General features: G+C 48.1%; 24 protein-coding genes and 2 riboswitches. Of the genes, 12 read left to right on the top strand and 12 right to left on the bottom strand.

The annotated features are described in order from the left end of the window. Positions 1 to 10: 10 nt before the first annotated feature. Complete coding sequence (locus BLD48_RS05420; protein ID WP_071499281.1) at positions 11 to 520, top strand: LURP-one-related/scramblase family protein; 510 nt, start codon at positions 11 to 13, stop codon at positions 518 to 520. After that, complete coding sequence (locus BLD48_RS05415; protein ID WP_071499280.1) at positions 521 to 1039, top strand: NUDIX hydrolase; 519 nt, start codon at positions 521 to 523, stop codon at positions 1037 to 1039. Between the two features lie 41 nt (positions 1040 to 1080). On the opposite strand, the gene BLD48_RS05410 is transcribed toward BLD48_RS05415, so the two are convergent. After that, positions 1081 to 2325 carry an MFS transporter gene (locus BLD48_RS05410; protein WP_071499279.1) on the bottom strand — a complete coding sequence of 415 codons (1245 nt, stop codon included), beginning with the start codon at positions 2323 to 2325 and terminating at the stop codon, positions 1081 to 1083. 202 nt (positions 2326 to 2527) lie between these two features. Next, a complete protein-coding gene (locus tag BLD48_RS05405; protein ID WP_071499278.1) occupies positions 2528 to 3082 on the bottom strand; it encodes a histidine phosphatase family protein in 555 nt (184 codons plus the stop codon). Between the two features lie 210 nt (positions 3083 to 3292). Beyond that, positions 3293 to 3368: riboswitch (glycine riboswitch) on the top strand. Between the two features lie 160 nt (positions 3369 to 3528). On the opposite strand from BLD48_RS05405, the gene BLD48_RS05400 reads away from it, so the two are divergent. After that, on the top strand, positions 3529 to 4896 hold the full coding sequence (locus BLD48_RS05400; RefSeq protein WP_071499277.1) for an amino acid permease: 1368 nt from the start codon (positions 3529 to 3531) through the stop codon (positions 4894 to 4896). An 88-nt stretch (positions 4897 to 4984) separates the two neighbouring features. Here the strand turns inward: BLD48_RS05400 and BLD48_RS05395 are convergent, their stop codons facing one another. Next, a complete protein-coding gene (locus BLD48_RS05395) occupies positions 4985 to 6511 on the bottom strand; it encodes a cryptochrome/photolyase family protein (protein ID WP_071499276.1) in 1527 nt (508 codons plus the stop codon). Positions 6512 to 6748: 237 nt separating this feature from the next. Here BLD48_RS05395 and BLD48_RS05390 point away from each other — a divergent pair, with 237 nt between their 5' ends. Then, positions 6749 to 8242 (top strand): malate:quinone oxidoreductase, encoded by a 1494-nt coding sequence (locus tag BLD48_RS05390; RefSeq protein ID WP_071499275.1) that lies wholly within the window; start codon positions 6749 to 6751, stop codon positions 8240 to 8242. A gap of 63 nt (positions 8243 to 8305) precedes the next feature. Here the strand turns inward: BLD48_RS05390 and BLD48_RS05385 are convergent, their stop codons facing one another. The 7 genes from BLD48_RS05385 to BLD48_RS05355 form a co-directional block, all read right to left on the bottom strand. Further along, complete coding sequence (locus tag BLD48_RS05385) at positions 8306 to 8848, bottom strand: ECF transporter S component (protein ID WP_071499274.1); 543 nt, start codon at positions 8846 to 8848, stop codon at positions 8306 to 8308. 347 nt (positions 8849 to 9195) lie between these two features. Then, a complete protein-coding gene (ahpF, locus tag BLD48_RS05380) occupies positions 9196 to 10725 on the bottom strand; it encodes an alkyl hydroperoxide reductase subunit F (protein ID WP_071499273.1) in 1530 nt (509 codons plus the stop codon). 14 nt (positions 10726 to 10739) lie between these two features. Next, on the bottom strand, positions 10740 to 11303 hold the full coding sequence (gene ahpC, locus BLD48_RS05375; RefSeq protein ID WP_014971704.1) for an alkyl hydroperoxide reductase subunit C: 564 nt from the start codon (positions 11301 to 11303) through the stop codon (positions 10740 to 10742). A gap of 220 nt (positions 11304 to 11523) precedes the next feature. Continuing rightward, positions 11524 to 12924, bottom strand: coding sequence for a decarboxylating NADP(+)-dependent phosphogluconate dehydrogenase (gene gnd, locus BLD48_RS05370; protein ID WP_071499272.1), 1401 nt, complete (start codon positions 12922 to 12924; stop codon positions 11524 to 11526). A gap of 18 nt (positions 12925 to 12942) precedes the next feature. After that, positions 12943 to 14289: a GntP family permease gene (locus BLD48_RS05365; RefSeq protein WP_071499271.1), complete on the bottom strand. Its 1347-nt coding sequence runs from the start codon at positions 14287 to 14289 to the stop codon at positions 12943 to 12945. 24 nt (positions 14290 to 14313) lie between these two features. Beyond that, entirely contained in the window at positions 14314 to 15855 is a 1542-nt protein-coding gene (gene gntK, locus BLD48_RS05360; protein WP_071499270.1) for a gluconokinase, read from the bottom strand. Then, complete coding sequence (locus BLD48_RS05355) at positions 15848 to 16564, bottom strand: GntR family transcriptional regulator (protein WP_071499269.1); 717 nt, start codon at positions 16562 to 16564, stop codon at positions 15848 to 15850. The genes gntK and BLD48_RS05355 overlap by 8 nt, the downstream gene beginning before the upstream one ends. 150 nt (positions 16565 to 16714) lie before the next feature. Between BLD48_RS05355 and BLD48_RS05350 the strand changes: the two genes are divergently transcribed. The 4 genes from BLD48_RS05350 to mmuM all read left to right on the top strand — a co-directional run bounded on the left by BLD48_RS05350 (position 16715) and on the right by mmuM (position 21847). Next, positions 16715 to 17629: a ketopantoate reductase family protein gene (locus BLD48_RS05350; protein WP_071499268.1), complete on the top strand. Its 915-nt coding sequence runs from the start codon at positions 16715 to 16717 to the stop codon at positions 17627 to 17629. A gap of 205 nt (positions 17630 to 17834) precedes the next feature. Next, entirely contained in the window at positions 17835 to 19253 is a 1419-nt protein-coding gene (locus tag BLD48_RS05345; protein WP_071499267.1) for a polysaccharide pyruvyl transferase family protein, read from the top strand. A gap of 107 nt (positions 19254 to 19360) precedes the next feature. Further along, a riboswitch (SAM riboswitch) is annotated at positions 19361 to 19462 on the top strand. A gap of 77 nt (positions 19463 to 19539) precedes the next feature. Beyond that, a complete protein-coding gene (locus BLD48_RS05340) occupies positions 19540 to 20940 on the top strand; it encodes an amino acid permease (protein ID WP_071499266.1) in 1401 nt (466 codons plus the stop codon). Further along, positions 20915 to 21847, top strand: coding sequence for a homocysteine S-methyltransferase (mmuM, locus tag BLD48_RS05335; RefSeq protein WP_071499265.1), 933 nt, complete (start codon positions 20915 to 20917; stop codon positions 21845 to 21847). Before BLD48_RS05340 ends, mmuM begins: the two co-directional genes overlap by 26 nt. 117 nt (positions 21848 to 21964) lie before the next feature. On the opposite strand, the gene BLD48_RS05330 is transcribed toward mmuM, so the two are convergent. Further along, positions 21965 to 22387: a MarR family winged helix-turn-helix transcriptional regulator gene (locus BLD48_RS05330; protein WP_071499264.1), complete on the bottom strand. Its 423-nt coding sequence runs from the start codon at positions 22385 to 22387 to the stop codon at positions 21965 to 21967. A 185-nt stretch (positions 22388 to 22572) separates the two neighbouring features. Here BLD48_RS05330 and BLD48_RS05325 point away from each other — a divergent pair, with 185 nt between their 5' ends. Both BLD48_RS05325 and BLD48_RS05320 read left to right on the top strand, forming a co-directional pair. Beyond that, positions 22573 to 23028, top strand: coding sequence for a CBS domain-containing protein (locus BLD48_RS05325; RefSeq protein WP_071499263.1), 456 nt, complete (start codon positions 22573 to 22575; stop codon positions 23026 to 23028). A gap of 15 nt (positions 23029 to 23043) precedes the next feature. After that, the gene (locus BLD48_RS05320) at positions 23044 to 24282 is read left to right on the top strand and encodes an MFS transporter (RefSeq protein WP_071499262.1); all 1239 of its coding nucleotides are present in this window, start codon (positions 23044 to 23046) and stop codon (positions 24280 to 24282) included. 61 nt (positions 24283 to 24343) lie between these two features. Here the strand turns inward: BLD48_RS05320 and BLD48_RS05315 are convergent, their stop codons facing one another. Next, on the bottom strand, positions 24344 to 24766 hold the full coding sequence (locus BLD48_RS05315; protein ID WP_071499261.1) for a DUF1801 domain-containing protein: 423 nt from the start codon (positions 24764 to 24766) through the stop codon (positions 24344 to 24346). Positions 24767 to 24876: 110 nt separating this feature from the next. Here BLD48_RS05315 and BLD48_RS05310 point away from each other — a divergent pair, with 110 nt between their 5' ends. Together BLD48_RS05310 and BLD48_RS05305 are read left to right on the top strand one after the other, a co-directional pair. Further along, positions 24877 to 25224 carry a hypothetical protein gene (locus BLD48_RS05310; protein WP_236629947.1) on the top strand — a complete coding sequence of 116 codons (348 nt, stop codon included), beginning with the start codon at positions 24877 to 24879 and terminating at the stop codon, positions 25222 to 25224. A 101-nt stretch (positions 25225 to 25325) separates the two neighbouring features. After that, entirely contained in the window at positions 25326 to 26786 is a 1461-nt protein-coding gene (locus BLD48_RS05305; protein ID WP_071499259.1) for a TIGR02677 family protein, read from the top strand.

The raw sequence follows: 26786 nt of genomic DNA, 5'->3' as shown, positions 1-26786 counted from the left end.
GGAGAGAAGCATGAAACAACTTTTGATGAACCAGACGTTTGAGTTGAACCGGCGATTTACGATTCAAGATGAAGCCGGACACGTCACGCATGAAGTCACGGGACAATTATTCCAAATGCAGAAAAACTGGCAACTCCTTCATGAAAAAACAGAGGTCGGTCGTGTGACGAGACAAACGTTTAGCATGTTACCACACGTGCTGATTGAAGTGGACGGACGTGTCATCGCAACCATTCAAAAAACAGGAGCTTTTATCTTTTCAGATTATCGGATTGACAGCCGCGAGCTGCAAGTCGATATCAATTGGTCGACGATGGCGTTTGCTGTCATGTACCAGGGTCAAAAAATCGGGCAAGGGAAAAGACGATGGGTCCGTTTTGGAAAACAGTATGAATTGACGCTTTTCGATGACGCGGCAGAAGTACTGTTTTTAAGTGTCGTGCTCGGACTCGACCGGGCGAAAGCAGACAAAACCGTCTCGACGCTGTTTTCGGACAATTGGGCAGGAGGGAAGAAGTAAATGGAACGATGGGATATCTATACGGCTGACCGTCAAAAGACCGGACGGACATGGCCGCGTGGGAAAGAGTTGCAGGACGGGGACTACCATCTTGTCGTCCATGTCTGTCTCTTTAATCAACAAGGACAGATGTTGATTCAGCAACGTCAACCGTTCAAAGAGAGCTGGCCAAACATGTGGGATGTCAGCGTCGGCGGCAGTGCGACAACGGGCGATACGAGTCAAACGGCGGCAGAGCGTGAATTGTTTGAGGAACTCGGATTGTCTCTGTCGTTCGCCGGACGGCGTCCGCAGCTGACGGTTCCGTTTGAGGTCGGGTTTGACGACTATTACTTAATCGAAACGGACGTCGATTTGACGACACTGACGTTACAGGAAGAAGAAGTCCAAGCCGTCAAGTGGGCGACGGAAGAGGACATCATTGCCGGGATTCGGGAAGGAACATTCATTTCCTACCATGAACCGTTGATCCGGTTGCTGTTCATCTTACGGCATCAATACGGTGCCCATCGAAAATAAATAATCCCCAGGTCGCGAGCGACACTGGGGATTGTTTGCAATCAGGCTGTTTTTTTCGAAGCCGTGACCGGTTGTTTCGGTTTGGTTTCCGGTAAAAAGATACTGAAAATTAGATACGTCGAACAGCTGAGGAAAAAGACGACCATTGAAGCTGTATAACCCATTTGACCGAGCGTGTAACTCCAAAGAATCGTAAAGATGGTCTGGGTCGCATACGCAATTGCCCAAAATAGACCAAATAAGACGGTGATCTTTTGCGGAGTCATCCCTTTCATCTCGTGGGCCAGATTCATGAAAATCGGATACTGAATGTACATGGTAAATCCGGAAATGAAGGCAAAGGCATACGAAACGAGTGGTGAAATGTTGCCGAACGCGACCGTAACGATGAAACTGCCGATCATCACGAATCCGCTGATCAGAAGAATCGGTTTTCGCGGTGTCCCGCGGCTGCCGATTTTCAAACCGACGAAGGTTCCGATAATACCGGCACCGGAGACGAGCAGATTAACCAGCGATCCGTTTAACTCAGTATACGTGTCAAACACCGGTTTGAGTCCGACGAGCGACAGAATGTAGAGCGTCAAGAAACCGCCGAACGCCAACGCATATTTCCATAAGAAGCTGTCTTTGATTGCATCTTTGTAACCGTAAGCGGTGACGACTTCGTTTTGATCACTTGCCGTATTTAAGTCGAATTCTTCACTGAAGATCAACCAGGCGAGGAACAGGACGGCTATCAAAGCAGCAAAAATCGTCAATGTCAGTTGCCAATTGTTCGTGAATTGTGTCGCGAAAAACGTGAACAGCAAGGAAACGACGAACGCTCCGACATTGTAAGACACCGTATTGAGTGCATTGATCCGCAGTTTTTCCGTCGGATCACTGATGTAGCGGGTGACGACCGGATTCATGTAGACGATGACCATCGAACCGCCCAGGCCCATGACCATCCGGGCTGCCGTATACGCCCAGTAGTTCGGCAGATAGATGGCGACAATCGACATCATCAGGAATAACAGTGCGAGCATCGGTGCTTTTTTCGGTCCAAGCTTCATCAGAATGAGTGCTGCTAAGATGTTCGCGAAGACGCGTGCTGTCGTAATCGAGTAGTTGACGAGTTGCGAAATCAACGGATCGACGGTCCGGTCTCCGAAAAAATGAGCCGTGATTTGTGGTGTCAGCGAAGATCCGGCGACCCAGTTCATGGCGAAGGTCGCATAGGCGAACCAGAGAACAGCCATCATCAAATACCCTTTTCGTGCGTGACTTGCTTGTGTAGACATAACATACCCCTTCTTTTCCTAAGCCGAATCTCCCTGTAGACGGCGATTCGAACTACTTCACTTTGTTATCAATTCGTTAAATGTAGCGGAGTTCGAAGGGGAAGTAAAATAGATAATTCTTATGTTTTCCATAAGTTAAAAGAATAGATCAAAAGTAATCGTATGCGTTTGTCGAATACTTGAAAAAATGTCTTTCACCTGTTTACGTTTTGGTTTGATGAAGCGGCATCCATTCACAGGTCATCCCCTCGGCGGTCTGAACGAGACGGTACACATCAGGGTTCTGCAATTGCTGCCAGTCTTCGTAGCCAAAGGTCGAATCGATGGTGTGCAACAATAAAGCCATCGCATTTCCGTGTGTGACAAGAATCGTATGACGGGCAGGGTGAAGCGATGCTTCTTTTAGGATAGACGTCATCCGCTCCATCACTTCACGACTGGATTCACCGTCGGGAAAGCGGAGATCTAAATCGACGAATGTTTCTTGTAAAGCGGTACGCCAATCACTTAAAGGTGAGGTGCTGAGGGTTCGTTCTTGGAGCTGATCCTCGATTTCAACCGAACAATCATGAAGAGCGGCGAGAGGTAAAATCGTTTCCCGTGCCCGGCGAAACGGACTGCATAAAATCCGGTCGACGGGGATGGTTTTGAAAAAAACGGCGAGTGCGTCTGCTTGTTTTTGACCTTGTTTCGTCAAAGGAGCATCAGGAGCTTGCCCAGTTGCTTCACAATGGCGGATGACATAATATGTCTTCACTATAAATTCCTCCTCCTGCTGTAGTCTTGTTAGGAGACTTCTGGAAGTGGATGGGGAAGTCCTGTTTCACGTTGTGAAAGAAGAAATGAAATAAAACGGTTGACAAACGATCATAAGATTACTAGTATTAGAAACAATTCAGGTGATTATGTCACCTCAGCAACCGAATAAAAAAAGAAAGCTATGATTGTCATGGGTCACACTATGGCAGGAGCAGCTTCTGGAGAGACCGTATATACGGCGCCGAAGGGTTCACAATCTCAGGCAAAAGGACAGAAGAGTACTGAATTTTTATTTTTTGTGTTGGCTTTGCCAAGCAAAGGATGATTATTTGCTATTCTGATGATTTTTTGAGATTGGACACCCGTCCAGTCTCTTTTTTTGTTGGACTGACAGAACAGTCTGACCGGGGGAAGTAGAGAGATCATCAAAGGAGGAGTTCAGGTTTGGAACAGCAAGGATTAAAACGAGATTTATCGAATCGTCACGTCCAATTGATTGCGATTGGTGGAACGATTGGAACAGGGTTATTTTTAGGGTCGGGGAAAGCGATTCAACTGGCCGGTCCATCGATTGTGTTTGCCTACCTGCTTGTCGGGATTGCGATTTTCTTCGTCATGCGGGCACTGGGCGAGTTATTGTTGTCAAAAGCCGGTTATCAGTCACTGACGGATATCGCGGAAGATTACCTCGGACCGCGCGCCGCTTTCGTAACCGGCTGGACCTATTGGTTCTGTTGGATCATGACGGCCATGGCAGATGTCATCGCCGTCGGTGTTTACGTCAAATATTGGTTTGATATTCCGCAATGGATTCCGGCCGTCATCGCCCTGTTGATCTTGCTTGGCTTTAATCTTCTGACGGTCAAACTGTTCGGGGAACTCGAGTTTTGGTTCGCCTTGATCAAAGTCATCACGATTTTAGCGTTGATTGGGGTCGGAATCGTCTTGCTCGTCATCGGCTTCAAAACAGATGCCGGACCGGTCACGGTCAAGAATCTGTGGCAGCACGGCGGAATGTTCCCGAACGGCATCACCGGGTTCCTATTGTCGTTCCAGATGGTCGTCTTCGCGTATGTCGGGGTTGAACTCGTGGGTGTCTCGGCAGCAGAAACGGCTGATCCGAAAAAGAACATTCCATCAGCGATCAATAAGATTCCGTTACGGATTTTATTCTTCTACGTCGGTGCCTTACTGGTCCTTCTGATGATCAATCCATGGACCGGACTGAACGCAACGGAAAGTCCGTTCGTCAAGACGTTTAGTCTGATCGGGATTCCGCTTGCTGCCGGAATCATCAACTTCGTTGTCCTGACGTCGGCTGCTTCCGCTTGTAACAGCGGAATGTTCTCGACGAGCCGGATTTTGTACAATCTCGGGAATCAAAAGCAAGCACCTAAATCTTTTTCGAAGCTGAATAAGAATCACGTGCCGGCAAATGCCTTGTTCATCTCGACATTGGTCGTCTCGGGTGGTGCCTTGTTAAGCAAATTGATTCCAGGACAGGCGTTCAGTATCGTCACGACAATCAGTGCGATCTGTTTCATCTGGGTCTGGGGTGTCATTCTCGTCTGTCACTTGAAATACAAGAAGACGCAGCCGGAATTGCATGCCGTTTCAACATTCAAAGCGCCGTGGACACCGTTCGTCAACTACCTCGTACTCGGTCTGTTCACACTGATTTTGATCGTCATGCTCGTCGCGGACGAAACACGTCCGGCCTTGCTCCTGACACCAGTCTGGTTCATCGGATTGTTTGTCCTGTACCAGCTGCGGACGAAAAAACATCAAAAAGCAGAACGGCACAGTGCGTGATGCATCAAGGAAATAAACAAAGACCCGATTCCCTGCCGAACAAGACAGGGAGTCGGGTCTTATTTGTCGATCTGTTTTGGTAAAAGACTCAGCGATGGAACTGTCCGTCCGCCAACTGCTGTTTCAAGGCTATCGCTTTTTTACGGATTGCCTGCTGATCCGCTTGGTCCCGCTTCGCCCACTGCCGGTACATCATCGACATCCGTTGGTTGCCGGAGAAACGTTCCTCGTGCCGGGCGATGAAGTCCCAATACAAGGCATTGAACGGACAGGCATTGTCCCCAAGAGCATCTTTCTGATTAAAGGGACAGTTCCCGCAGTAGTCGCTCATCTTATGGATGTAGTTCGCTGATGCGATATACGGTTTCGTCGACAGGATACCACCGTCGGCATGCAAGGCCATCCCGAGCACATTCGGAAGGACGACCCAGTCATAGGCATCGATGTACATCTCATTGAACCAGTCTGCTGTCTGTTGCGGCGAAATCTCAAACAGGTTGGCAAAGTTTCCGAGCACCATCAGCCGCTGGATATGATGATTGTGCGCCGTTTCGATGACAGGTCGCAGTGACTCAGCGACGCAGGTCATCGTCGTCTGACCGTCCCAGAAGAAGTCCGGCAAGTCACGGTTGTGTTGCAGGACATTAACCTGTTCGTAACCAGGCATCTCACTTAGATAGACCGCCCGCATGTACTCGCGCCAGCCGAGGATTTGGCGGATGAAACCTTCGACGGCATTAAGTGGCGCTTCCTGATCTTCAAGTGCAGCCGCTGCAGCTTGAATGACTTCGTCCAGCGACAATAATCCGATGTTGATGGACGACGAGAGCAACGAATGCGATAACGTATCCTCTCCTGTCAACATCGCATCCTGATAGGTGCCGAATGTCTCGAGCCGTTCCTCGATGAAATGCGCGAGCGCCCGCTGTGCTTCTGCTCGCGCGACCGGCCAGTGGAACGCATTAAGCTGACCCGGATGGTCCGCAAACGTCGTCTCGACTTTTTGGATGACATCACGCGTGACTTGATCCGGTCGAAACTGAATCGGTGCCTTAAAATCAAAACCGTCCTTCGCCGGTTTTCGATTGTCGGCGTCAAACGACCATTTTCCGCCGAGCGGTTTGTTTCCGTTCATCAACAGGCGGCGGTCCTTTCGAAGTTGCCGGTAAAAGCGGTCCATCTTCCACGGTTTGTCCCCGAGCATGGCGATGGCTTCGTCCTGCGTTAACAAAAAGAGCGGAACATCGGAACAGACGTCGACGGTGATCGTTTTTGGAAGGTTGTTTTGAAACCGTTCCATGACGCGACGCATCGGGTGATCGGTGATGGCCGTATACAGCAGGTGCGTTGGTTTATATTGTTGCTGGTGCTGCTTCCACGCTTCGTCAAACGAGTCTGCTTCTCGGTAATCGACCGTAAACCCTTTCTCCCGAAGTTCGTCTGCGAAATGACGCATCGCTGAAAAAATCAAGACTAATTTTTGTTTATGATACGTTTTCCAGGTCGAGCGTGACGTTGCTTCGACCATCAGGATGATGTCCTCTTTCGGATCCGCTTCCGTCAGAAGCGGTAAGCTGTGACTGAGTTGATTGCCGAAAATCCAGCGTGTCGCCATGAATCGTTCCCCCTTTTTCTTCTATAAGAGTATATATCCGCTTTCCCTGAAAGTATGTCTCAGGATGTGCGCGTTCGATTCAGGGAAAGTAGATTTATTTTTAACGGGAAACACCGGATATTTTAATTTATGAATGACCTGTGATAGGGTTATACTGGAAAGGTAAGTTGTCGTCATACGAGCGCTTTCAACTGGTATGACAGGTCCATAATATCAAACGGGGATAGGAAGGATATCATGAGCAGTATGCCTAAACAAACAGATGTTATTTTGATTGGTGCCGGAGTCATGAGCGCAACGTTAGGGGTCTTGTTAAAAGAGCTTGCGCCGGATATGAACATTAAAGTATTCGAGAAGTTAGCGAGTGCTGGGGAAGAAAGCTCAAATGAATGGAACAACGCGGGGACAGGTCACGCTGCACTTTGCGAATTGAACTATACGACGGAAAATGCCGACGGAACGATCGATATCAGCAAGGCGGTCAAGGTCAACGAACAGTTCCAACTGTCTCGCCAATTCTGGTCGCACCTCGTCAAAGAACAAGTGTTGCCGAATCCGAAAGAATTCATCATGCCGATTCCGCATATGAGTATGGTCGAAGGGGCGGAAAACGTCGAATTCCTAAAAAAACGATTGGAAGCGCTCTCAGCTAATCCGTTGTTCAAAGGAATGGAGTTTTCGGAAGATCCGGAACAACTGAAACAATGGATTCCATTGATCATGGAAGGCCGGACGTCACCGGAGCCAATCGCAGCAACAAAAATCGATTCGGGTACAGACGTTAATTTCGGTGCGTTGACACGCATCCTGTTTGATCACTTAAAACAACTCGATGTCGAGATCAATTATGGTCACGGTGTCGAAGACTTGAAACGGGTCGACGGCGGTTGGGAAATCAAAGTCAAAAATGAACGTGACAACCGGATCGAACATCATACAGCGAAGTTCGTCTTTATCGGCGGCGGCGGTGGAAGCTTGCCGTTACTTCAAAAAACAGGGATTCCGGAATCAAAACAGATCGGCGGATTCCCGGTCAGCGGCTTGTTCCTTGTCTGTAAAAACCCTGAAATCGCCGAGCGTCATCATGCGAAAGTCTACGGGAAAGCGAAAGTCGGCGCACCGCCGATGTCTGTCCCGCACTTGGATACACGTTACATCGACGGTCAAAAGTCATTGTTATTCGGACCGTTCGCCGGCTTCTCGCCGAAGTTCCTCAAAACGGGATCGAATCTTGATTTGATCACATCGGTCAAACCGAACAACGTCTTGACGATGCTCGCGGCAGGCGCAAAAGAGATGGGACTGACGAAGTACTTGATTGAACAGGTCTTACTGTCGACGGAACAACGGATGAACGAACTGCGTGAGTTCATCCCGAATGCGAAAACGGAAGACTGGGATGTCGTCGTTGCCGGACAACGGGTCCAGGTCATCAAAGATACGCCGCAAGGCAAAGGGACACTTCAATTCGGAACGGAAGTCGTCAGTGCGGCTGACGGATCGGTCGCAGCGTTGCTCGGCGCGTCACCAGGCGCTTCAACTGCCGTACCGGTCATGCTGGAAGTCCTCGGAAAATGTTTCCCGGATCAAATGCCCGGCTGGGAAGCGAAAATCAAAGAAATGATTCCGTCGTACGGGACATCGCTCGTCGCGAATCCGGATCTCTTTGATCAAATTCATGCTGAAACCACAAAAACGCTCGAATTGACGGAAGCCCAACCGATTCGTTAAGAGTATTCATCGGCAACAAAAAAGCCCCGTCCTCTTCAAGAGGACGGGGTTGCTTGTCGTGCATCAGCCGCGTTGACGGAAGAAACGTGTTTTCTTCAAGGCAATCCCGACTGGAATCGCGACGAGAATCCCGACGACGTTTTGTGTGATGTTTCCTGGAATGGATAACGCTGGAGCTACCCAGTTGCTGTAGAGAATCCCTTCACAGATGTAGTAAACACCAAGCATGACAGGAACGGATACGATCATTGCGAGCACGTTGACACTGACTTTTGTTCCATTATGACCATATGTCCAGGCGATCCAACCGACGATGAATCCTTGTAATCCGCGTCCAACAAAAGAGAACGGCGCCCAAAGTGTCCAACCCGAAACGATATCGAACAAACCCATTCCTACAGCACCGGCAATCATCGCCGTCCGGGGTCCGAATAAAACCGCAATCAAGAACAACATGGCTGTTCCCATATGGACCAGTCCACCGTTCGCTGCGATTGGTAATTTGATATTGATGAAGAGTGTAGCGACAAAAACAAGTGCAATCGACATCGAAGTGATGACGAGTTGCCGGGTACGAGTGCTTGAATACGGTGCTGCTTTTTGCATGTGTCAGACCTTCTTTATGATAGATTTTGAATACTCTTAATCTATCAGATATCTGGACTAGCTGAAAGTATCAATTTCAAACAATTTATAGGGGTCAGTTTGAACTTTGACCTCTAATGATGAAAGTATGCGCCCGAAAGAGGATGTCCCGTGACTTCTACGAGAAAAAGCGCGTTTGCGCGCTGTCAGAGGCAAGTGAGACCCGGCTTCAAGACCGTTTGGTCGCAAAAGCCGCGGCTTGCGCCTCGAGAAAAGCACGGGGAAAATCCTCTTTAGTTGATGGAGATTCTGTTTACACTAGATTTTGCAATCAAAAAACGCCTTGCCGAAGCAAGACGTTTCGATGATCAGTTACGAATCATGTAATCGAAGGCACCGAGTGCAGCTGTAGCACCTGATCCCATCGAGATGATGATCTGTTTATAAGCACTGTCCGTACAGTCACCGGCTGCGAAGACACCCGGGATGTTCGTTGCGCCATGACGATCAACAAGGATTTCACCGAACTTGTTTCGTTCGATTGTTTCGCCGAGCCAGTCTGTGTTTGGCACAAGACCGATTTGGACGAAAACGCCTTCAAGCTCGACATGGTGCTCAACACCTGTTTCGCGTTCGACATACGTGATGCCGTTCACTTTGTCTGTTCCTGTGATTTCCTTCGTCTGCGCATTGGCAACGACCGTGACGTTCGGAAGACTTGCGAGACGGTCTTGTAAGACCGCGTCTGCTTTCAGTTCCGGTGCAAATTCAAGCACCGTCACATGTTTGACGAGACCGGCAAGATCGATGGCCGCTTCGACACCGGAATTCCCGCCGCCGATGACAGCAACGCGTTTTCCTTCGAAGAGTGGACCGTCACAGTGGGTACAGTAAGCGACCCCTTTGTTCTTGAATTCAAGTTCGCCCGGCACACCGATGTTGCGCCAGCGTGCGCCTGTTGAGAGAATCAAACTCTTTGTTTTCAAGACCGCACCGTTCTCAAGCTCCAGTTCAACGAGGTCTTTTTTCTCAAGACACGTTGCCCGTTGGAGATTCATGACATCGATGCCGTACTCTTTGACGTGTTCTTCAAGACTCGCCACGAGTTTCGGACCTTCCGTATACTTCATGCTGATGAAGTTCTCGATGCTCATCGTATCCATGACTTGACCGCCAAACCGTTCGGCGACGATCCCGATCCGGATCCCTTTACGTGCGGCATAAATCGCAGCACTGGCACCAGCAGGACCTCCACCGACGACAAGAACGTCGTACGGGTCTTTATCGGCGAAGTCTGATGCGTCGACACCTGTGCCGAGTTTCGCAAGAATTTCTTCAAGAGACATCCGACCGTTTCCGAACGCTTCGCCGTTGACGAAGACGGTTGGGACAGCCATGATTTCTTTCGCTTCAACTTCTTCTTTGAACGCACCGCCGTCAATCATCGTGTGGCTGATGTTTGGATTCAGGACACTCATGACGTTTAAGGCTTGGACGACATCCGGACAGTTGTGGCAACTGAGACTGATGTAAGACTCGAAATGATACGTTTCTTTGATACCTTTGATCTGATCGATCAGTGAGGCATCGACTTTTGGTGCACGACCGCTGACTTGGAGTAACGCCAAGACGAGGGACGTGAACTCGTGACCGAGTGGAATCCCGGCAAACGTGATGCCACTTTCTTCACCGACACGATTGACGCTGAAGCTTGGTGTCCGGGCCAGTGACGCCTGTTCGATACTGATTCGTGGTGACATGCTCGCGATTTCTTCGACGAGCTCGCTCATCTCAAGAGAAACGGAGTCCGCCCCGGCGCTGACCGCGAGGACAAGATCTCCTTCCAATAACTCCAAGTATTGAGCGAGTTGTGCTTTAATATCTGCTGCTAAAGCCATCTCAAATCCGCTCCTTAAATTTTTCCGACGAGGTCAAGGCTCGGTGTGAGTGTTGCAGAACCTTCTTCCCATTTCGCTGGGCATACTTCGCCTGGGTTGTTGCGTACGTATTGTGCTGCTTTGATTTTGTTGACGAGTGTGCTTGCGTCACGGCCAATGCCGTCTGCGTTGATCTCAACCGTCTGGATGACACCGTCTGGATCGATGATGAACGTTCCGCGGTCTGCAAGTCCATCTTGTTCGTTTAATACTTCAAAGTTACGTGAGATGACGTGTGACGGATCACCAATCATGACGTACTCGATTTTACCGATTGTTTCTGAAGTTTCGTGCCATGCTTTATGTGTAAAGTGCGTATCTGTTGAAACCGAGTAGACTTCAACGTCAAGCGCTTTGAGTGTTGCATATTGGTTTTGAAGATCTTCGAGCTCAGTCGGGCAAACGAATGTAAAGTCTGCTGGGTAGAAACAAACGACACTCCATTTTCCACGAAGGTTAGCATCTGTAAGATCGACGAACTCTCCGTTATGGAATGCTGATGCACTGAATGGTTTTACTTCATTTCCGATTAAAGACATGATAAAAATCCTCCTGTTGGGTTCTATTTAAGAATCTGTTCTAGTGAAAAGAAAAAGCTGTATCTATCACACTAGAATAATTCTAATCTAATACTAATTTCATATAACCGCTTTGTTTTGTCAAGGGATAACCTGCAATTTCCTATTCTGATAAACAAAGTGTGAACAGAAAAAGAACTCCTATTTCCTTAAATGAAACAGGAAACAGGAGCTGTATGAGTTATTGCCACTCGGTGTGGAACGTGCCTTTGCGATCGGTCCGGGCATACGTATGTGCTCCGAAATAATCACGTTGGGCTTGCAGAATGTTGGCGTTGGAATTAGCCGTCCGGTAGCTGTCGTAATACGTCAACGATGTGCTGAGACACGGAGCAGCGAGCCCGGATAAGGAATCTTCTGCGACGACTTGGCGCAGTGACGTTTGATAGTCCTGAACCTTCTCGGCAAAGTACGGCGCGAGCATCAAGTTCGCAAGCGACTCGTCCTTCGCGAAAGCCTCACTGATGACGTTCAGGAACTCCGCTCGGATGATACAACCGCCGCGGAAAATCAAAGCGATTTCTTCGAGGCGTAAGTTCCAGTCATACAGTTCAGAAGACGTCCGGTATTGCGTGAAGCCTTGTGCATAGGCCGCAATTTTCCCCATATAAAGCGCTTGGCGGATTCGTTCGATCCAGATGTCTTTATCAAGGGTTTCACGCTCGTCTGGTCCGGTCAAGACGGCTGACGCCGCGACACGTTCTTCTTTGACAGCCGAGAGATAGCGGGCAAAGAGCGCTTCCGTAATGATCGAAGAGGCAATTCCGTTATCAATCGATTGCATGCTCGTCCATTTGCCTGTGCCTTTTTGACCGGCTTGGTCCAAGATGACATCGATCAACGGAAGACCGGTTTCGTCATCTTTTTTCCGGAGAATATCCGCTGTGATTTCAATCAGGTAACTTTTCAGCTCGCCTTCATTCCAAGACGAGAAGACATCAGCGATTTCTTCGACATCGAGTCCAAGACGGACCCGGAGGAAACTATACGCTTCCGCAATTAATTGCATGTCGGCATATTCAATGCCGTTATGGACCATCTTAACGAAATGACCGGCACCTTTTGGTCCGATGTAGACACAGCATGGCTCGCCGTTCACTTTGGCGGCAATCTTCGTCAAAATCGGTGCGACTTGCGCGTACGCTTCTTTTGTTCCGCCCGGCATGATGGCAGGACCGGTCCGCGCGCCGACTTCACCGCCGGAGACACCGACACCGATGTATTCGATCTTGTGTTGCTGCAATTGATCAAAACGACGTTCTGTATCGAGGAAGTGAGAATTCCCACCGTCCATGATGATGTCGCCGGTCTCGAGATGCGGTACGAGTGATTCGATGACCGAATCAATCGCACTTCCTGCCGTGACCATGACGAAAATTTTCCGTGGACGTGCAAGGGATTGAACGAAATCTACCACTTCATAATAGGGATGCAGCGACAATCCTTCGTTATGTGCCATTAAGTCATCCGTTAAATCGCGTGTGTAGTTGTAGACGGCGACGTCTTCTTGATGGCTCGCCATGTTGAGGGCGATGTTGCGCCCCATGACACCGAGCCCGATGACTCCGATTGAATGTAGCATATAGATCGACTCCTTTTTTTAGACGACGAGACTGAGTAAGAGGACGAATCCAAGTCCGAAGACGGAAATGATTGTTTCAAGCAAAGTCCACGTCGCGAACGTTTCTTTCATTGTTAATCCAAAATATTCTTTAAACATCCAGAACCCGGCATCGTTAACGTGTGAAGCGATTAAACTACCGGCTCCTGTTGCCAAGACGACGAGTGCCAGGTTGACGTCCGATTGACCGAGCAACGGAATGACGAGACCGGCTGTCGTCAGTGAAGCGACGGTTGCCGAACCAAGTGAAATCCGTAAGATGGCGGCGATGATCCAGGCGAGTAAGATCGGTGATAAGGTTGTTCCGTCAAAGATTTCAGCGACATAATCACCGACACCTCCATCAATCAAGACCTGTTTGAAGGCACCACCACCACCGATGATCAGCAGCATCATCCCGATTTGCGTGATCGCGGTCGTACATGAATCCATGACCGTTTTGATCGGAATCTGGCGGGCCAGTCCCATCGTATAGACAGCGACGAGCAAGGAAATCAGCATCGCCGTCGACGCGTTTCCGATAAACTGAACGGCAGCTAAAGCGGGATTGCTGTCCCAGCCGAGTGTTTTTTGTAATAACGTTAATACGGTTGCAATCGACATCAGGAGGACCGGTAACATCGCCGTGAAAACACTGATGCCGAACCCTGGTGTATCATTTAAATCAAATTCCTTCTGTTCCCCGAGTGACGCGATGCTGCCTGTTTTCTTGAATGATTCCGGTACGATACGCTTCGCGATTTTCGTGAAGATTGGACCGGCGATGATGACGGTCGGCACGGCCACGATAAAGCCGTATAAGAGAACTTGACCAAGATCGGCCCCGTACTCGCCGGCAATGACAGTTGGGCCCGGATGAGGCGGCAGGAAACCGTGAGTGACCGATAAAGCAGCGACCATCGGAATCCCGAGATAAAGAATCGAAACGCGCAACTGACGTGAGATGGCGAAGACGATTGGAATCAATAAAACCAATCCAACTTCAAAGAATAAGGCAATCCCTATGATGAATGAAGCGACAACGACGGCCCACTGGATGTTCTTTTCCCCAAATTTCGCGACAAGCGTCATCGCGATCCGTTGCGCACCACCTGCGTCGGCAATTAATTTTCCGAGCATCGCACCGAGCCCGAAAATCAGAGCGAGATGACCAAGCGTTCCGCCGAGACCGGCTTCAATCGTCGTAACGATTTGATCAAGCGGCATTCCGAGAAGTAAAGCGACGACGAACGAGACGATAATTAATGCAACGAACGTGTTTAATTTTAACCCCATAATTAAAACGAGTAACAGAACAATCCCGATGGCAACAATGACTAATGGCATGTGACTTCCCCCAAAAACGTTAAATTAAATTTCTTTTTGAATCAAACCCCGTTGATACGTAGCGATGCGCCGGTAATCGGTTTCGAGAACGCGCGCCAAACTGATGAAGATCGGTAATAACTGACGGTATTCGTGCATTGCTTCCTCATTCGGCACATGGCGATGTGTATCGCCAATCATATCTGCTGCCACCTCAAATGAATCGACTTCCCCTGTCGCATACAATCCGAGAATACAGGCCCCGAGACACGAACTTTCAAAACTTTCCGGAATGACGACTTCCGACTCGAAAATATCCGCCATCATTTGACGCCAGACTTCAGAACGGGCAAACCCCCCGGTTGCCTGAATCCGTGTGACCGGACCGTCCATACATTCGATTAACGCAAGGAAAACGGTGTACAAGTTATAGATGACACCTTCCAGGGCTGCCCGAATCATATGTTCCTTTTTGTGCGACAGCGTCAATCCGAAGAACGAACCGCTGACGTCCGGATTCCAAAGCGGAGCCCGTTCGCCGGACAGATACGGATGGAACAGTAAACCGTCTGATCCCGGACGGACACGTTCGGCAATCTTCGTCAAGACAGCATACGGATCAATCCCGAGTCGTTTCGCTGTTTCGACTTCAGACGATGCGAGCTCATCCCGGATCCAGCGTAAGACCATCCCTCCGTTATTGACCGGACCACCGATGACCCAATGGTTTTCGGTTAAGGCATAACAGAAAATCCGGCCTTTTTCGTCGGTTTGCGGCCGGTCGATGATCGTCCGGATCGCACCGCTCGTTCCGATCGTAATCGCGATTTCGCCTTTACGGATCGCATTGACGCCGAGATTCGACAGGACGCCGTCGCTTGCTCCGATCAGGAACGGTGTAGAGGGATCTAGGCCAATTTGTTTAGCGTATTCCGGTGCGAAATTCGTAAACGAAGTCGTCGTTGAAACAGGCTTCGAGAGTTTCGATGGATCAATGCCTGCGACTTGTAAAGCTTCTGTGTCCCAGTCGAGTTCATGAATGTTAAACAAGCCGGTTGCGGACGCGAGCGAGTGGTCGATGACGTATTTTCCGAACAGGCGTTGGAAAACAAATTCTTTGATGCCGACGTATTTTTTTGTCTGTGCGGCAATGTCCGGGTGTTCTTCGACGAGCCAACAAATCTTGCTGAGCGGAGACATCGGATGAACCGGTGTTCCGGTCCGGTGATAGATCGAATAACCATATTGTTCCTTGATCCGGTTCGACCAGGCCTCACTTCTGCTGTCTGCCCACGTGATGCAGGCGGTCAACGGTTGATCGTGTTCATCCATCGCAATCAGACTGTGCATCGCGCTGCTGAAGGCGACGAACTTCGGTTGCTCCGTCGGATGTTGTTTCGTCATCAAGCGGATGCTTTCCAAAACGGCATGAAAAATCTCTTCCGGATCCTGCTCCGCTGTTGAACGATTGGGTGTATGGAGCGGATAACCGACATTCGTTTGTCCGACGACTTCGCCTTTTGTCGTGAAGAGCACCGCTTTTGTACTGGTCGTGCCGATATCAATCCCTAACATATATTCAGTCATGTGGCTCGACTCCCTTCGTCATCAGTTGTTGTGACTTCCATAAATCCTCGACCTCTTGCACATCATCAAAGTTCTGATGCAAGGAGGCGATCATTCGTTTCCGGTCACCGGTCTCGATGGCTTCGATGTAGAGGGCATGGTTCGCTAAGATCCGTTCAAAGTCCTCGACATCCTCTTCGAGTCGTTGGTGCATCGACAATAGGATGAAGCTTTCCATGACCGGTTTGAGATTCTGCCACATCATGCTGACATATCCGTGATCAATTGACCGGATGATCGTTTCGTGGAACAGAACGTCCTGATAGGAAAATTCATCCGCATCTTTATATTTGATGGCGATTTTCATCATTTCGAGGATCTTGCTCAGTTCACGAACAAGATCCTGACGATCCATCTTAACGATTCGCTCAAAAACGAACGTTTCGATTAACAGCCGGACATCATAAATTTCCTGGATGTCTTGTTTTGACAGCCCGACGACGACGGCCCCCATTCGTTCCAAACGAATGATCCGCTCACTTGCCAACACTTTTAAGGCGTCGCGGACTGGCGATCGACTGACTGAGAAGTCAGCGGCCAACTTATTTTCCGATAAAATCGTTCCGCTTTCGATTTTTCCGGAAATGATGCGCATCCGCAGCTCGTGGGCTACACGTTCGCCAGCGGAAGCTTTGGACAACCACTTAATCGGGTACAAAAGATCCGACATACCAAACACCTACTTTGTTTAATGAGTATACTTGTATACAAGTAGTATAAACGACGGAAAACAAAATGCAAGCGCTTTAATTAAATTGTCATATGTGATGAATAAGCTGTCAGGTACGTGATAGGATAAGTACAGAATGGAGGCGGTAAGATGAAGATTTTAGTGGTAGGAGCCGGTGCAGTAGGCGGTTATTTCGGAGGACGTCTAGCAGAAAAAGGGGAGGACGTCACATTTTTAGTACGGGAACGACGATTTCAGGCGTTGGAAACATCCGGGCTCAAAATAAGCAGTCTACATGGTGATATCCACCTGACGCCACGTTTAATTGAAGCAGGGGCGGATGAAACCTTTGACGTGATTATTCTGTCGACAAAAGCGTATCATCTGGAACAAGTACTGCAAGATATCGAACCTTTTGTCTCGGAACATACATACATCTTGCCACTTTTAAATGGTATGGCCCATCTCAAAAAGTTAGTGGACTGGTTTGGAGAAAATCGTGTACTGGGCGGATTATGTTTCATCGAATCGACTCTTGATGAACAGGGACGAATCGTTCAGACGAGTCCTTCCCATCATCTGCTGTTCGGTCCGTTGACAGGAGAACGGACACAACGTTTGGAAGAACTCGAACGGCATCTGACCGGGACGAACGCACCGATCAACTATTCAGAGACGATCATTCGTGATATGTGGAACAAGTATCTCTTCATCACGACGTTTTCCGGTGTGACGTCTTTATTCCGTGCACCGATCGGTCCGATTCGAGCACAAACAGACGGGATGGAAATCATCCGCCAGCTGACGGTCGAGGCGAAGGAAACGATGGAACTTAAAGGCGCTGTTTTCAGTCCAGGTATCGAAAAGACGCAGGAGAAGCAGATCATGCAGATGGCAGACACGATGAAGTCTTCTTTACAACGTGATATGGAAAAGGGACAAGAGGTGGAAGCCGATCACTTATTTGGTCATCTTCTGGCTGAACAGGACACGTTGTCACAACCACTGTTGCGTATGATTCATGCCAACCTTCAGATTTACCAAAATCGTCGAAGTAAAGGCTGAGCCTATTTTTTGTTATATTGGAAAAATTATGGGGAAGATACATGATCTGAACCTCTTTTCAACAGGGAACGGGTTCGGACTATACATTGACTTTCTGAATCAAACTCATCTATTCTTAATGAGATTGATAAAAACCGTAATATATTTTTTGGTATTAATTTCACGATAAAGCCACAACACAGATGTGAGAGGGGATTTACTTTACATGAAACGTATTATTATTCGCGCGGGTATGACACCGTTTGAACAGTTTGACGCAGAGTATCTAATGAAACACAATTCAATCGGAGGAAACGTCGGAAACCTGATTTATCAATACAGCATCTTCCGTACATTGATGACAGAAGGTACGACGATTACACCGGATTACTACTACTACGAAGAAGAGCGTGCAGATGAGATCAATGCGAACTTCGATTTATATGTCATTCCGCTCGCGGACGCATTCCGTAAAGAATTCGTTCCGACACTTCGTAAGTATACGAAATTAATCAAAAAACTCAAGATTCCAGTCGTCGTCGTCGGCGTTGGTTTACGCGCACCGTTTGAGCCGGATTTAAAAGAAGGTTTCTCATTCGATGAAGATGTGAAAGCTTTTGTCAGCGCAGTCCTTGAACGTTCAAGCATGCTTGGACTTCGTGGCGAAATCACATCAAAATACTTGACGCGTCTTGGTTTCCGCGAAGGAATCGACCACAAAGTCATCGGTTGCCCATCGATGTATGCATTTGGTCGTGACTTAAAAATCCGTGAGACGAACATCACGAAAGACTCGATGATCGGTGTTAACTCGTCACGTCTTGCACCACAAAACGTCCTCAACTTCATTACACGTGGAATGGAAGAGTACCCGAACCACTACTTCATCCCACAATGGATGAAAGAGTTACGTTTGACGTACACAGGGACACATCCGATTGCTGACTTATCTGTAACGAACTATCCGGTTAAAATGTCGGATCCGACTTACATGAACGACCGTGTCCGCTTCTTCTTGAACGCACAGACATGGATCGACTTCTTGAAAGAAGCAGACTTCAGCTTTGGAGCCCGTCTTCACGGTAACATCACGGCAACACTTGCCGGAACACCAAGTATCCTGATTCCGAAAGATGCACGGATGCGCGAATTAACGGATTATCACCAATTGACACACATCTGGGCAAACGACATCACAGACAGCACACGCTTGTCAGATGTAATTGAGTCGGCTGACTTCCAAAGCCCGGTACGTGTACAAGCACGTAACTTTGATAACTTCGTTGAATTCTTGAACACAAATGATTTAGAGCACATCTACCAAGAAACAAACTATCCGGAGAACGTTCCGTTTGACCGTGAAATGGCAAAAGCAGAGTTGCTTCCAGTCGTCAAACCGATTACAGGAATCAGTATCGAAGAAGCAGTGTCACGCTTTGAATCGTACTTCCCGGAAGAAGAACAAAAAATCGTGGCAGCTCAAAAACGTGATAAAGCAAAAATGGCTGAAAAAGATACAAAAATCAAATCACTTCAAAGCAAGTTGAACAATCAAACAAAAGAAATCAAGCATCAACAAGGCACATTGAACCGCAAAGCGGTTCGGATGGCATTGAAAACAGCTGATTTGTTTGCGAAAAAATAAGCCAGAGACGTCTTATACCACTTTGGTGTAAGGCGTTTTTTTGTGTGATAAATTCTGAATTGTGTTGACAATTTAAAACAGGGTTGGTACTGTTATGAAAAATTACATTCTTATCCAGAGAGGTGGAGGGACTGGCCCTTTGAAGCCTCAGCAACAGGTCGAGAGATACTGTGCTAATTCCTGCGGGTGTTGTACCCGATCGATAAGCTTCTTTTGATTGTCGACCGACGCACCCATGCATGTGGGTGCGTTTTTTTAGTTTAAGAAAGAGGAGTGTGGAGGACAGATGGAGGAAAAAACGTTTCGACGGAAGATGGAATTCCGGCACATCGTCATGTTGTCACTCGGCGGTGTCATCGGGACCGGATTATTTTTAAGTACAGGTTATACGCTCCAGCAAGCAGGGCGGGTCGGAACGATTTTATCTTACTTGGTCGGAGCGCTTGCGGTGTATCTGGTCATGCTCTGTTTGGGGGAGCTAGCGGTACATATGCCGGAGACGGGTGCCTTTCACAGCTACGCGACGAAATATATTGGATCCGGAACGGGCTATACCGTCGCCTGGCTCTACTGGCTGACTTGGACGGTTGCGCTCGGTTCAGAATTTACGGCAGCCGGTTTATTGATGCAACGCTGGTTTCCGGACGTTCCGGTCTGGATGTTCAGCGGCATATTTGTTGTCATGATTTTAGGAATCAACGTCCTGACGGTCCGCTTGTTCGCGGAGGTCGAGTTTTGGTTTTCCGCCGTCAAAGTATTGACGATTTTAGTCTTCATCGTCTTAGGAACAGCAGCAATCTTCGGATTTTTGCCGCTCGCGGACGGATCACAGGCGCCGCTGCTTGCTCCTTTGACAGAAGGTGGATTGTTCCCGAATGGGGCATTCGCCATTTTGATGACGATGCTTGCCGTCAACTTTGCTTACTCCGGGACGGAATTGATCGGAATTGCGGCAGGTGAGGCAGTCGATCCGAAACGGACGGTGCCGCTAGCGATTCGAACAACTGTCTTCCGGCTTGTCTTATTTTTTGTCGGGACGATTGTTGTTCTCGCGATTCTTTTGCCAAACGACTCAAAAGGAGTGCTTGAAAGTCCATTCGTCGCCGTGTTTGAGCGAATCGGTCTGCCGTTTGCCGCGGACATCATGAACTTCGTCATCTTGACAGCGATTCTGTCTGCGGCGAATTCCGGATTGTACGCCTCATCTCGGATGCTCTGGTCCTTATCCGATCAACGGATGATCACTCCGTTCTTTTCCAAGTTGAATGCGAGTGGTGTGCCGACACGTGCAGTGTTCCTCAGTATGCTCGGCGGTCTACTCGCTTTGTTTTCAAGTGTTTACGCGCCGGGTTCCGTCTACATTGCCTTGGTCTCGATTTCTGGTCTTGCCGTTGTCGTCGTCTGGATGAGTATCAGTGCGTCACAGTTCATGTTCCGCAAGCGGTATCTGCAAGAGGGAAATGATGTAACCGATTTGGTCTACCGAACGCCCTGGTATCCGTTTGTCCCAATCGTCTCCTTTTTAATGTGTCTTGCCTCTTTGATTGGGATCGCTTTTGATCCAACACAACGGGTGGCGCTGTACTTTGGTGTTCCCTTCATTGCCTTATGTTACGTCGTCCATTATCTGACTAAAACATCATGGAAACGGAGTGTGGAAGATGTCAAAGAACAACAATCCAGTTGAACAATTATTAAAAGAAAAACCTTATATCTTATTGGACGGCGCACTGGCAACGGAACTCGAGCGCCACGGGAGCCATCTCGACGATCCACTGTGGTCGGCGCGGGTATTGGTCGAAGAACCGGAGCAGATTCACCGCGTCCATGCGGATTATTTTAAAATTGGAGCAGATTGCGCCATCACTTCCAGTTATCAAGCGAGTGTCGCCGGATTCAGCAGCCGGGGGATTAAAGAGGAAGACGCGATTGAACTGATGAAACAAACGGTCTACCTGGCGCAGCAGGCGCGTACGGAAACCGAACAGGCAGCAGGTCACGCCTTGATTGCGGGATCAATTGGTCCTTATGGTGCCTATTTATCGGACGGATCGGAGTATATCGGTCATTACGGAGTCGACGACGCGCAACTCGAAGCATTTCACCGCCCGCGCCTGAAAGCTTTGATTGCGGCAGGGGCAGACGTTTTAGCGTTTGAGACGATTCCGTCCTTGCAGGAAGCTGAAGTGCTGTTCCGACTGCTCGAAGCATTTCCGGAACAATCGGCTTGGTTGGCCTTTTCTTTGCGTGACGCGACGCACATCAGTGAAGGAACAACGTTAGCCGAGTGCATCGACGCCTTAGGCGATCACCCACAACTCGCAGCAATCGGCGCCAATTGTTTTCCGGCATCGATTGCAACAGCATTCATTACGGGACTGAAGCGATTGACGGATGTGCCAATCATCGTCTATCCAAATTCCGGTGAACACTATGATCCGGTCAGTAAAACATGGTCCGGTGATACTGCATGTACCGCGTTTGAAGACATTGCACCGGAGTGGTACGCGGCAGGTGCCCGATTGATCGGTGGTTGTTGCCGCACGACGCCGGAGCAGATCGAAAGGATTCAACAGAAGGTGACGTTTATCTAGGCAAGAGTCCCGTGAATCAAATGATTTCTTCAAACGCAAATAGAGAGGGGGACGTCAAAATCCACCTCTCCATTTCATGTGACGATCTAATGATTCAGGAACAGTCGTAAAAAAAACTCACCGTTCCCGTAACGCCTGATTAAACTGTTTCAGCAATCGGCCAAATGATTCGGCATCCTCATCCGGCCAGTCTGTCAGCAACCGTTCGATACTCGTCAGACGGGCCGTCCGGTAAATCTCGAGTTCCTGTTGACCATAGGGCGTGATGTTGTAGAAGAAAGCCCGGCCATCTGTCGGGTCTTTTATTTTTTCGACTAATTTTTTCTGATCGAGCGCAGCAGCTTGCCGGCTGACGGTCGACACGTCCAGTTGCAATTCGCGTGCCAGCGTCTTGACACCGACTTGACCGGAATCCGACAATTGGCGCAAGAGTAAGTAGGAAGCGCGATCCAAGTTCCGGTTATCCGCCGTCGCCGTCGTCAAACGACGAATTAAAATCGCCAGTTCGAGCTCGATCGTTTCCAAGGATTGATTCGACATGTTGTCACCTCTTATTTGCATTCATTGCCCTCATCATTACGCACACACTGTCCTCTGTCAATCGAAGGCAGGCTTCTTGACAGGTTTATAGTTGTATTATACAATCATAAATGTTATTTAATTGTATCGTGAAACTTGTTGTTATGAACTTATTTTATTACAGCGTCTGATGAAGGAGAATTCCGATGAAAGCTTATCAATCGATGAAAGAGACGGTCATTACTGTCAACGAACAAGATACGGTCCGGACGGTCGTTGAACGTTTTATCACGTTTGGAATCAGTGGGGTCCCGGTCGTCAACGACCAGCAGGAAGTTGTCGGCTATATCAGCGATGGGGATATCATGCGAGCAATCGGCAAACATAAAGATATCATCGTCGATACGTTTTTGTACGTCGACGTCATCAAAGGCGATGACAAAAACTACGAAGAACGAGTCCGTCACATCTTGACGCGTCAAGTCATGGATATGGCGCGCCGGAAAGTCGTCACAGCCAACGTTGAGACCGAGATGGAAGACATTGCGGCGACACTTGGCGCAAAACGAATCAAAAAATTACCGATTCTAAAAGACGGAAAGTTAGTTGGAATCATCAGTCGCGGTGACGTCATCCGTCACTCCTTTAAACAGTTTATTTAAGAAAGAAGGATTTATATGGCTTTTGCTGAAAAAACAACGACACTTGCGCCTGAGACAGTCTTAGAGGAAAGCAAACATGGTTTACTGCATCAACCGATTGCTGTATGGGCAGTGTTTTTTGCCAGTATCACGGCATTCATGGGGATGGGGCTTGTAAACCCGGTCTTACCAACGATTGCCGACAATCTAGAAGCCTCTAAAAGTGAAGTAACACTCTTATTTACGAGCTATAATGCCGTCATGGCGTTTGCGATGCTGATTACCGGTGCGATTTCGTCCCGGATCGGTCAAAAAGGAACACTGATGCTCGGGATTGCGGTCATTGCGGTCGTCGCCGGTTTCGCATCACAAGCAGACAGTATCTGGACACTTGTCGCCTTGCGTGGCGGTTGGGGGCTCGGAAACGCCTTGTTCGTCGCGACGGCACTTGCTGCCATCGTCTCACTGTCATCCGGCGGAACGGCGAAAGCCATCATCTTATATGAAGCGGCAGTCGGTCTTGGTATTTCAATCGGCCCCTTGCTTGGTGGAACACTTGGTTCGATCACCTGGCGTGCCCCGTTCGTGGGTGTTGCGACGATCATGGTCATCGCGTTCCTCGTTTTGTTATTCTTGATGCCAAAACCAGTCGCAACGGCGACACCAGTGAAAAAGATTTCGCTGATTGCGCCGTTCCAGGCGATGAAACACCGCTCGCTGTTGACACTTGGAATCGTTGCTGCTTTGTATAATGTCGGATTCTTCACCATCATGGCGTATGCACCATTCGTCATGAAGTTGCCGGCGCAAGGGCTTGGTTTTGTCTTCCTCGGTTGGGGAATGTTGCTCGCCTTGACGTCTGTCCTGACAGCACCAAAATTAAAACAATGGCTCGGCACGATCAAAGCGATGGTACTGATGCTTCTCTTATTCGCCGTCCTGTTACTGTTAATGGGAATCTTTACAGAAACACCGGCTGTCGTCATCGTCTGTGTCATTCTTGCAGGAGCCGTGCTCGGGAACAACAACACCTTGATTACGACGGCTGTCATGGATGCAGCACCGGTCGAACGTTCTACGGCATCCGCTGCATACAGTTTCTTACGTTTTCTCGGGGCAGCCATCGCGCCATTCATGGCCGGTAAATTGGCTGAGATCTATAACGCCAACCTCCCGTTTTATGTCGGGAGTGCATTCGTTCTATTGTCTGTCGTCATCATCGGGGTCAATCTCAAACATATTCGTCATATCGACACAGCAGACAGTGGACATTGATTTAAGTAGCAAACGTCCCTTCTTTCGCAGTCAGCGGAAGAAGGGACGTTTTTTAGTGGCCTCAGGATTTTGGATACGTCTTTTCGAGGAAAGCGACGGAATGGACAATCAGTTCTCTTAAGACAAGCAGATCGATATCTGCTAGTTTATTGATATAGACACAACTCTTTCCACTCTTGTGTTTGCCGAGACGTACCAGGAATTGCTCCCGCTCCGGACCTGTTGCGAAGTACAGACTGATGTTCGCTTTGCGGGGCGAGAATCCTACAAGAAATGAATCTCCTTCGTGTCCGGAGGAATAACGATAATGATAGTGACCAAATCCGATCATCGTGTCCCCCCATATGACAGCCGGATAACCCGTCATTTCTTCAAAAATCTGCCGTAATTGCTCACAATCCGTCCGTTTCATCGGTGGCGTGATCGTACTCAAAAAGGCATCGACGTTTTGATCCGTCGGTAAGGTCTTTTGCTGATTGGTCATAAGAAAACTCCTTTCGTGAGTCGATAACGGTACCCTGATGTCTATAGTAAGAAGATTCCCGATTTCTGGGATGTTCACTCCAAAGAAAAGAGGTGAATGAGTTGAAACACGTGATTTCATTTGTAGGATACGATGAGACGCTTGTCTGGCAAATCGTCGAGGTCAATCTAATCATAGAGACACTGCAGATCGAAGTCTTGTATCAGGATATGCTTATCCATGAAATGATGCTGTCCTTCTCCGAGTATGATCAATTTGCAAGCCGATTTCGGCTGGTGCATGAACAGTTACCGGGTGTCGTGTCGTTTCAAGATAACGGCTTTTTGTTTGAACTCGTATACGACAGGATCGGGCATGTCCAAATCGAATGGCGTCTTGCAGGAGAGGCGAAGCACACATTACCATCCGATCAAAGTTATCTCGGACAAGCACTCGCTTTGATTGGGGTGTACGGTTAACGATTTTATCGAGCAGATGCTTTTAGATTATGAGAAACTATTAAGGATAATGTGTAAAACGATGTACCAATATCATTATGTAAAAAGGAAGTGATTAGGAAATGGAACGTATTTCAGAAGCAACGTATCTGACTGTAGATAAGAGTCCACATTACCGGAAGATACTCCGCTTTTTTTATGTGCAACACGAACATTTACTGGAATTTCTCGTACCAGAAATGATACTAGAATCCTTACGAATGGACGAACTTTTTTTTGAATATGATCTAGAACGCTTACATACAGATTTATCGCAGCTCGTTAAATGGGGAAACTTAACGGCCCAACAAGAGACAGGTCGAGTCCGGACGATTGAAGAATTTAAGAAACGTCGTTTTCGTTATCAAATTACTCCGTTTACGGTTGAGTTCGAAAGAATGCTCATTCAATTCGAAGAAAAGGGTGATTATTTTAGTGGATCACTCGAAAAAACACAGTTTCAGCGATTTCGTCATGTATTGGAACAGATTCAAAAATTGGAGAATTTATCAAATGAAGACTGTTCCCAGTTGTGGGATGACTTAATTATGTACTTTAAAGCAATCAAACAAAATACATCAGATTATTTCGGATACTTACGAAGTGAACAGACCGTTGAACAGATGCAGTCAGAAGCCTTCTTGATCTACAAGGATCGGTTCACTCAGTATTTAAGTGACTTTATCATTACGTTGCAACGGACATCAGCAAGTATTCAATTTTTATTTGAAGAAATCTCAGAAGATTATTTGATAAAGTACCTTCAGCGTGTCGAAGCACATCAATCGAAGAAAATGATTGGTGAATCCGTTGAGGACGGAAGTGCTGAATTATTGATGACGTTCATGAATGTCAAACGTTGGTTCATTGGTAAAGACGGAGAGATTAGCCAATATGATCTCATTCAGCAACAGACCAATGAAGCGATTCGTCGCATGACGAGAATCGTTCAACGTTTTGGTGAACGACATCAATCACGCCGGAGCCGTCAAGCGGACTATATGTATGTAGCCAATTGGTTTTTATCAAAAGATACGTTAGCCGAAGCACATCAATTATCGGCCGTCTTATTCGGAATTCGCGAAACGCGTCATCTGCACGCTGACTCCATCGCGACCGATCAACTGTACGCCGACCTTTGGAATGAACCACCAGCCGTCCATGAACGTGTACCACTCGTTCGAGATTACCGGGAACGGACAAGAGCAAATACGGCAATTGACTATACACAAGAAAAAGAGCGAGTTCGTGCTGAACATCTCGCAAGACAAATCCATCAACAAGAAGTCATTCATCGTCATCTCGATCAAGATACGATTCACCTGTCGGAATTAGATGAAGTGGAACCGTTTGTCCGTAAAATATTCTTGACTTGGATTGCTAAGGCGATGATGCAGGAAAATCGAACGATCAAAACAGCATATGGTGATGTGATTCGTGTTGAGATTGATGAAAATAAACAAATTGATTTGACTTCGACAGATGGAACTTTACGGATGCCGGACATGAGAATTCATTTTGTAGAGAGAAAGGAGCGTATCTAA

Source organism: Exiguobacterium sp. KRL4, from assembly GCF_001870785.1.
Classification (GTDB): Bacteria; Bacillota; Bacilli; order Exiguobacteriales; family Exiguobacteriaceae; genus Exiguobacterium_A.
Note: the sequence above shows the minus strand (reverse complement) of the source record. Positions and strands in the feature narration are given on the sequence as shown.

Bases quoted from the DNA above. Each gene is read 5' to 3' on its own strand.
- BLD48_RS05420 (WP_071499281.1), top strand. From the start codon at position 11: ATGAAACAACTTTTGATGAACCAGACGTTTGAGTTGAACCGGCGATTT.
- BLD48_RS05415 (WP_071499280.1), top strand. From the start codon at position 521: ATGGAACGATGGGATATCTATACGGCTGACCGTCAAAAGACCGGACGG.
- BLD48_RS05410 (WP_071499279.1), bottom strand. From the start codon at position 2,325: ATGTCTACACAAGCAAGTCACGCACGAAAAGGGTATTTGATGATGGCT.
- BLD48_RS05395 (WP_071499276.1), bottom strand. From the start codon at position 6,511: ATGGCGACACGCTGGATTTTCGGCAATCAACTCAGTCACAGCTTACCG.
- BLD48_RS05390 (WP_071499275.1), top strand. From the start codon at position 6,749: ATGAGCAGTATGCCTAAACAAACAGATGTTATTTTGATTGGTGCCGGA.
- BLD48_RS05385 (WP_071499274.1), bottom strand. From the start codon at position 8,848: ATGCAAAAAGCAGCACCGTATTCAAGCACTCGTACCCGGCAACTCGTC.
- ahpF (WP_071499273.1), bottom strand. From the start codon at position 10,725: ATGGCTTTAGCAGCAGATATTAAAGCACAACTCGCTCAATACTTGGAG.
- ahpC (WP_014971704.1), bottom strand. From the start codon at position 11,303: ATGTCTTTAATCGGAAATGAAGTAAAACCATTCAGTGCATCAGCATTC.
- gnd (WP_071499272.1), bottom strand. From the start codon at position 12,924: ATGCTACATTCAATCGGAGTCATCGGGCTCGGTGTCATGGGGCGCAAC.
- BLD48_RS05365 (WP_071499271.1), bottom strand. From the start codon at position 14,289: ATGCCATTAGTCATTGTTGCCATCGGGATTGTTCTGTTACTCGTTTTA.
- gntK (WP_071499270.1), bottom strand. From the start codon at position 15,855: ATGACTGAATATATGTTAGGGATTGATATCGGCACGACCAGTACAAAA.
- BLD48_RS05355 (WP_071499269.1), bottom strand. From the start codon at position 16,564: ATGTCGGATCTTTTGTACCCGATTAAGTGGTTGTCCAAAGCTTCCGCT.
- BLD48_RS05350 (WP_071499268.1), top strand. From the start codon at position 16,715: ATGAAGATTTTAGTGGTAGGAGCCGGTGCAGTAGGCGGTTATTTCGGA.
- BLD48_RS05345 (WP_071499267.1), top strand. From the start codon at position 17,835: ATGAAACGTATTATTATTCGCGCGGGTATGACACCGTTTGAACAGTTT.
- BLD48_RS05340 (WP_071499266.1), top strand. From the start codon at position 19,540: ATGGAGGAAAAAACGTTTCGACGGAAGATGGAATTCCGGCACATCGTC.
- mmuM (WP_071499265.1), top strand. From the start codon at position 20,915: ATGTCAAAGAACAACAATCCAGTTGAACAATTATTAAAAGAAAAACCT.
- BLD48_RS05330 (WP_071499264.1), bottom strand. From the start codon at position 22,387: ATGTCGAATCAATCCTTGGAAACGATCGAGCTCGAACTGGCGATTTTA.
- BLD48_RS05325 (WP_071499263.1), top strand. From the start codon at position 22,573: ATGAAAGCTTATCAATCGATGAAAGAGACGGTCATTACTGTCAACGAA.
- BLD48_RS05320 (WP_071499262.1), top strand. From the start codon at position 23,044: ATGGCTTTTGCTGAAAAAACAACGACACTTGCGCCTGAGACAGTCTTA.
- BLD48_RS05315 (WP_071499261.1), bottom strand. From the start codon at position 24,766: ATGACCAATCAGCAAAAGACCTTACCGACGGATCAAAACGTCGATGCC.
- BLD48_RS05305 (WP_071499259.1), top strand. From the start codon at position 25,326: ATGGAACGTATTTCAGAAGCAACGTATCTGACTGTAGATAAGAGTCCA.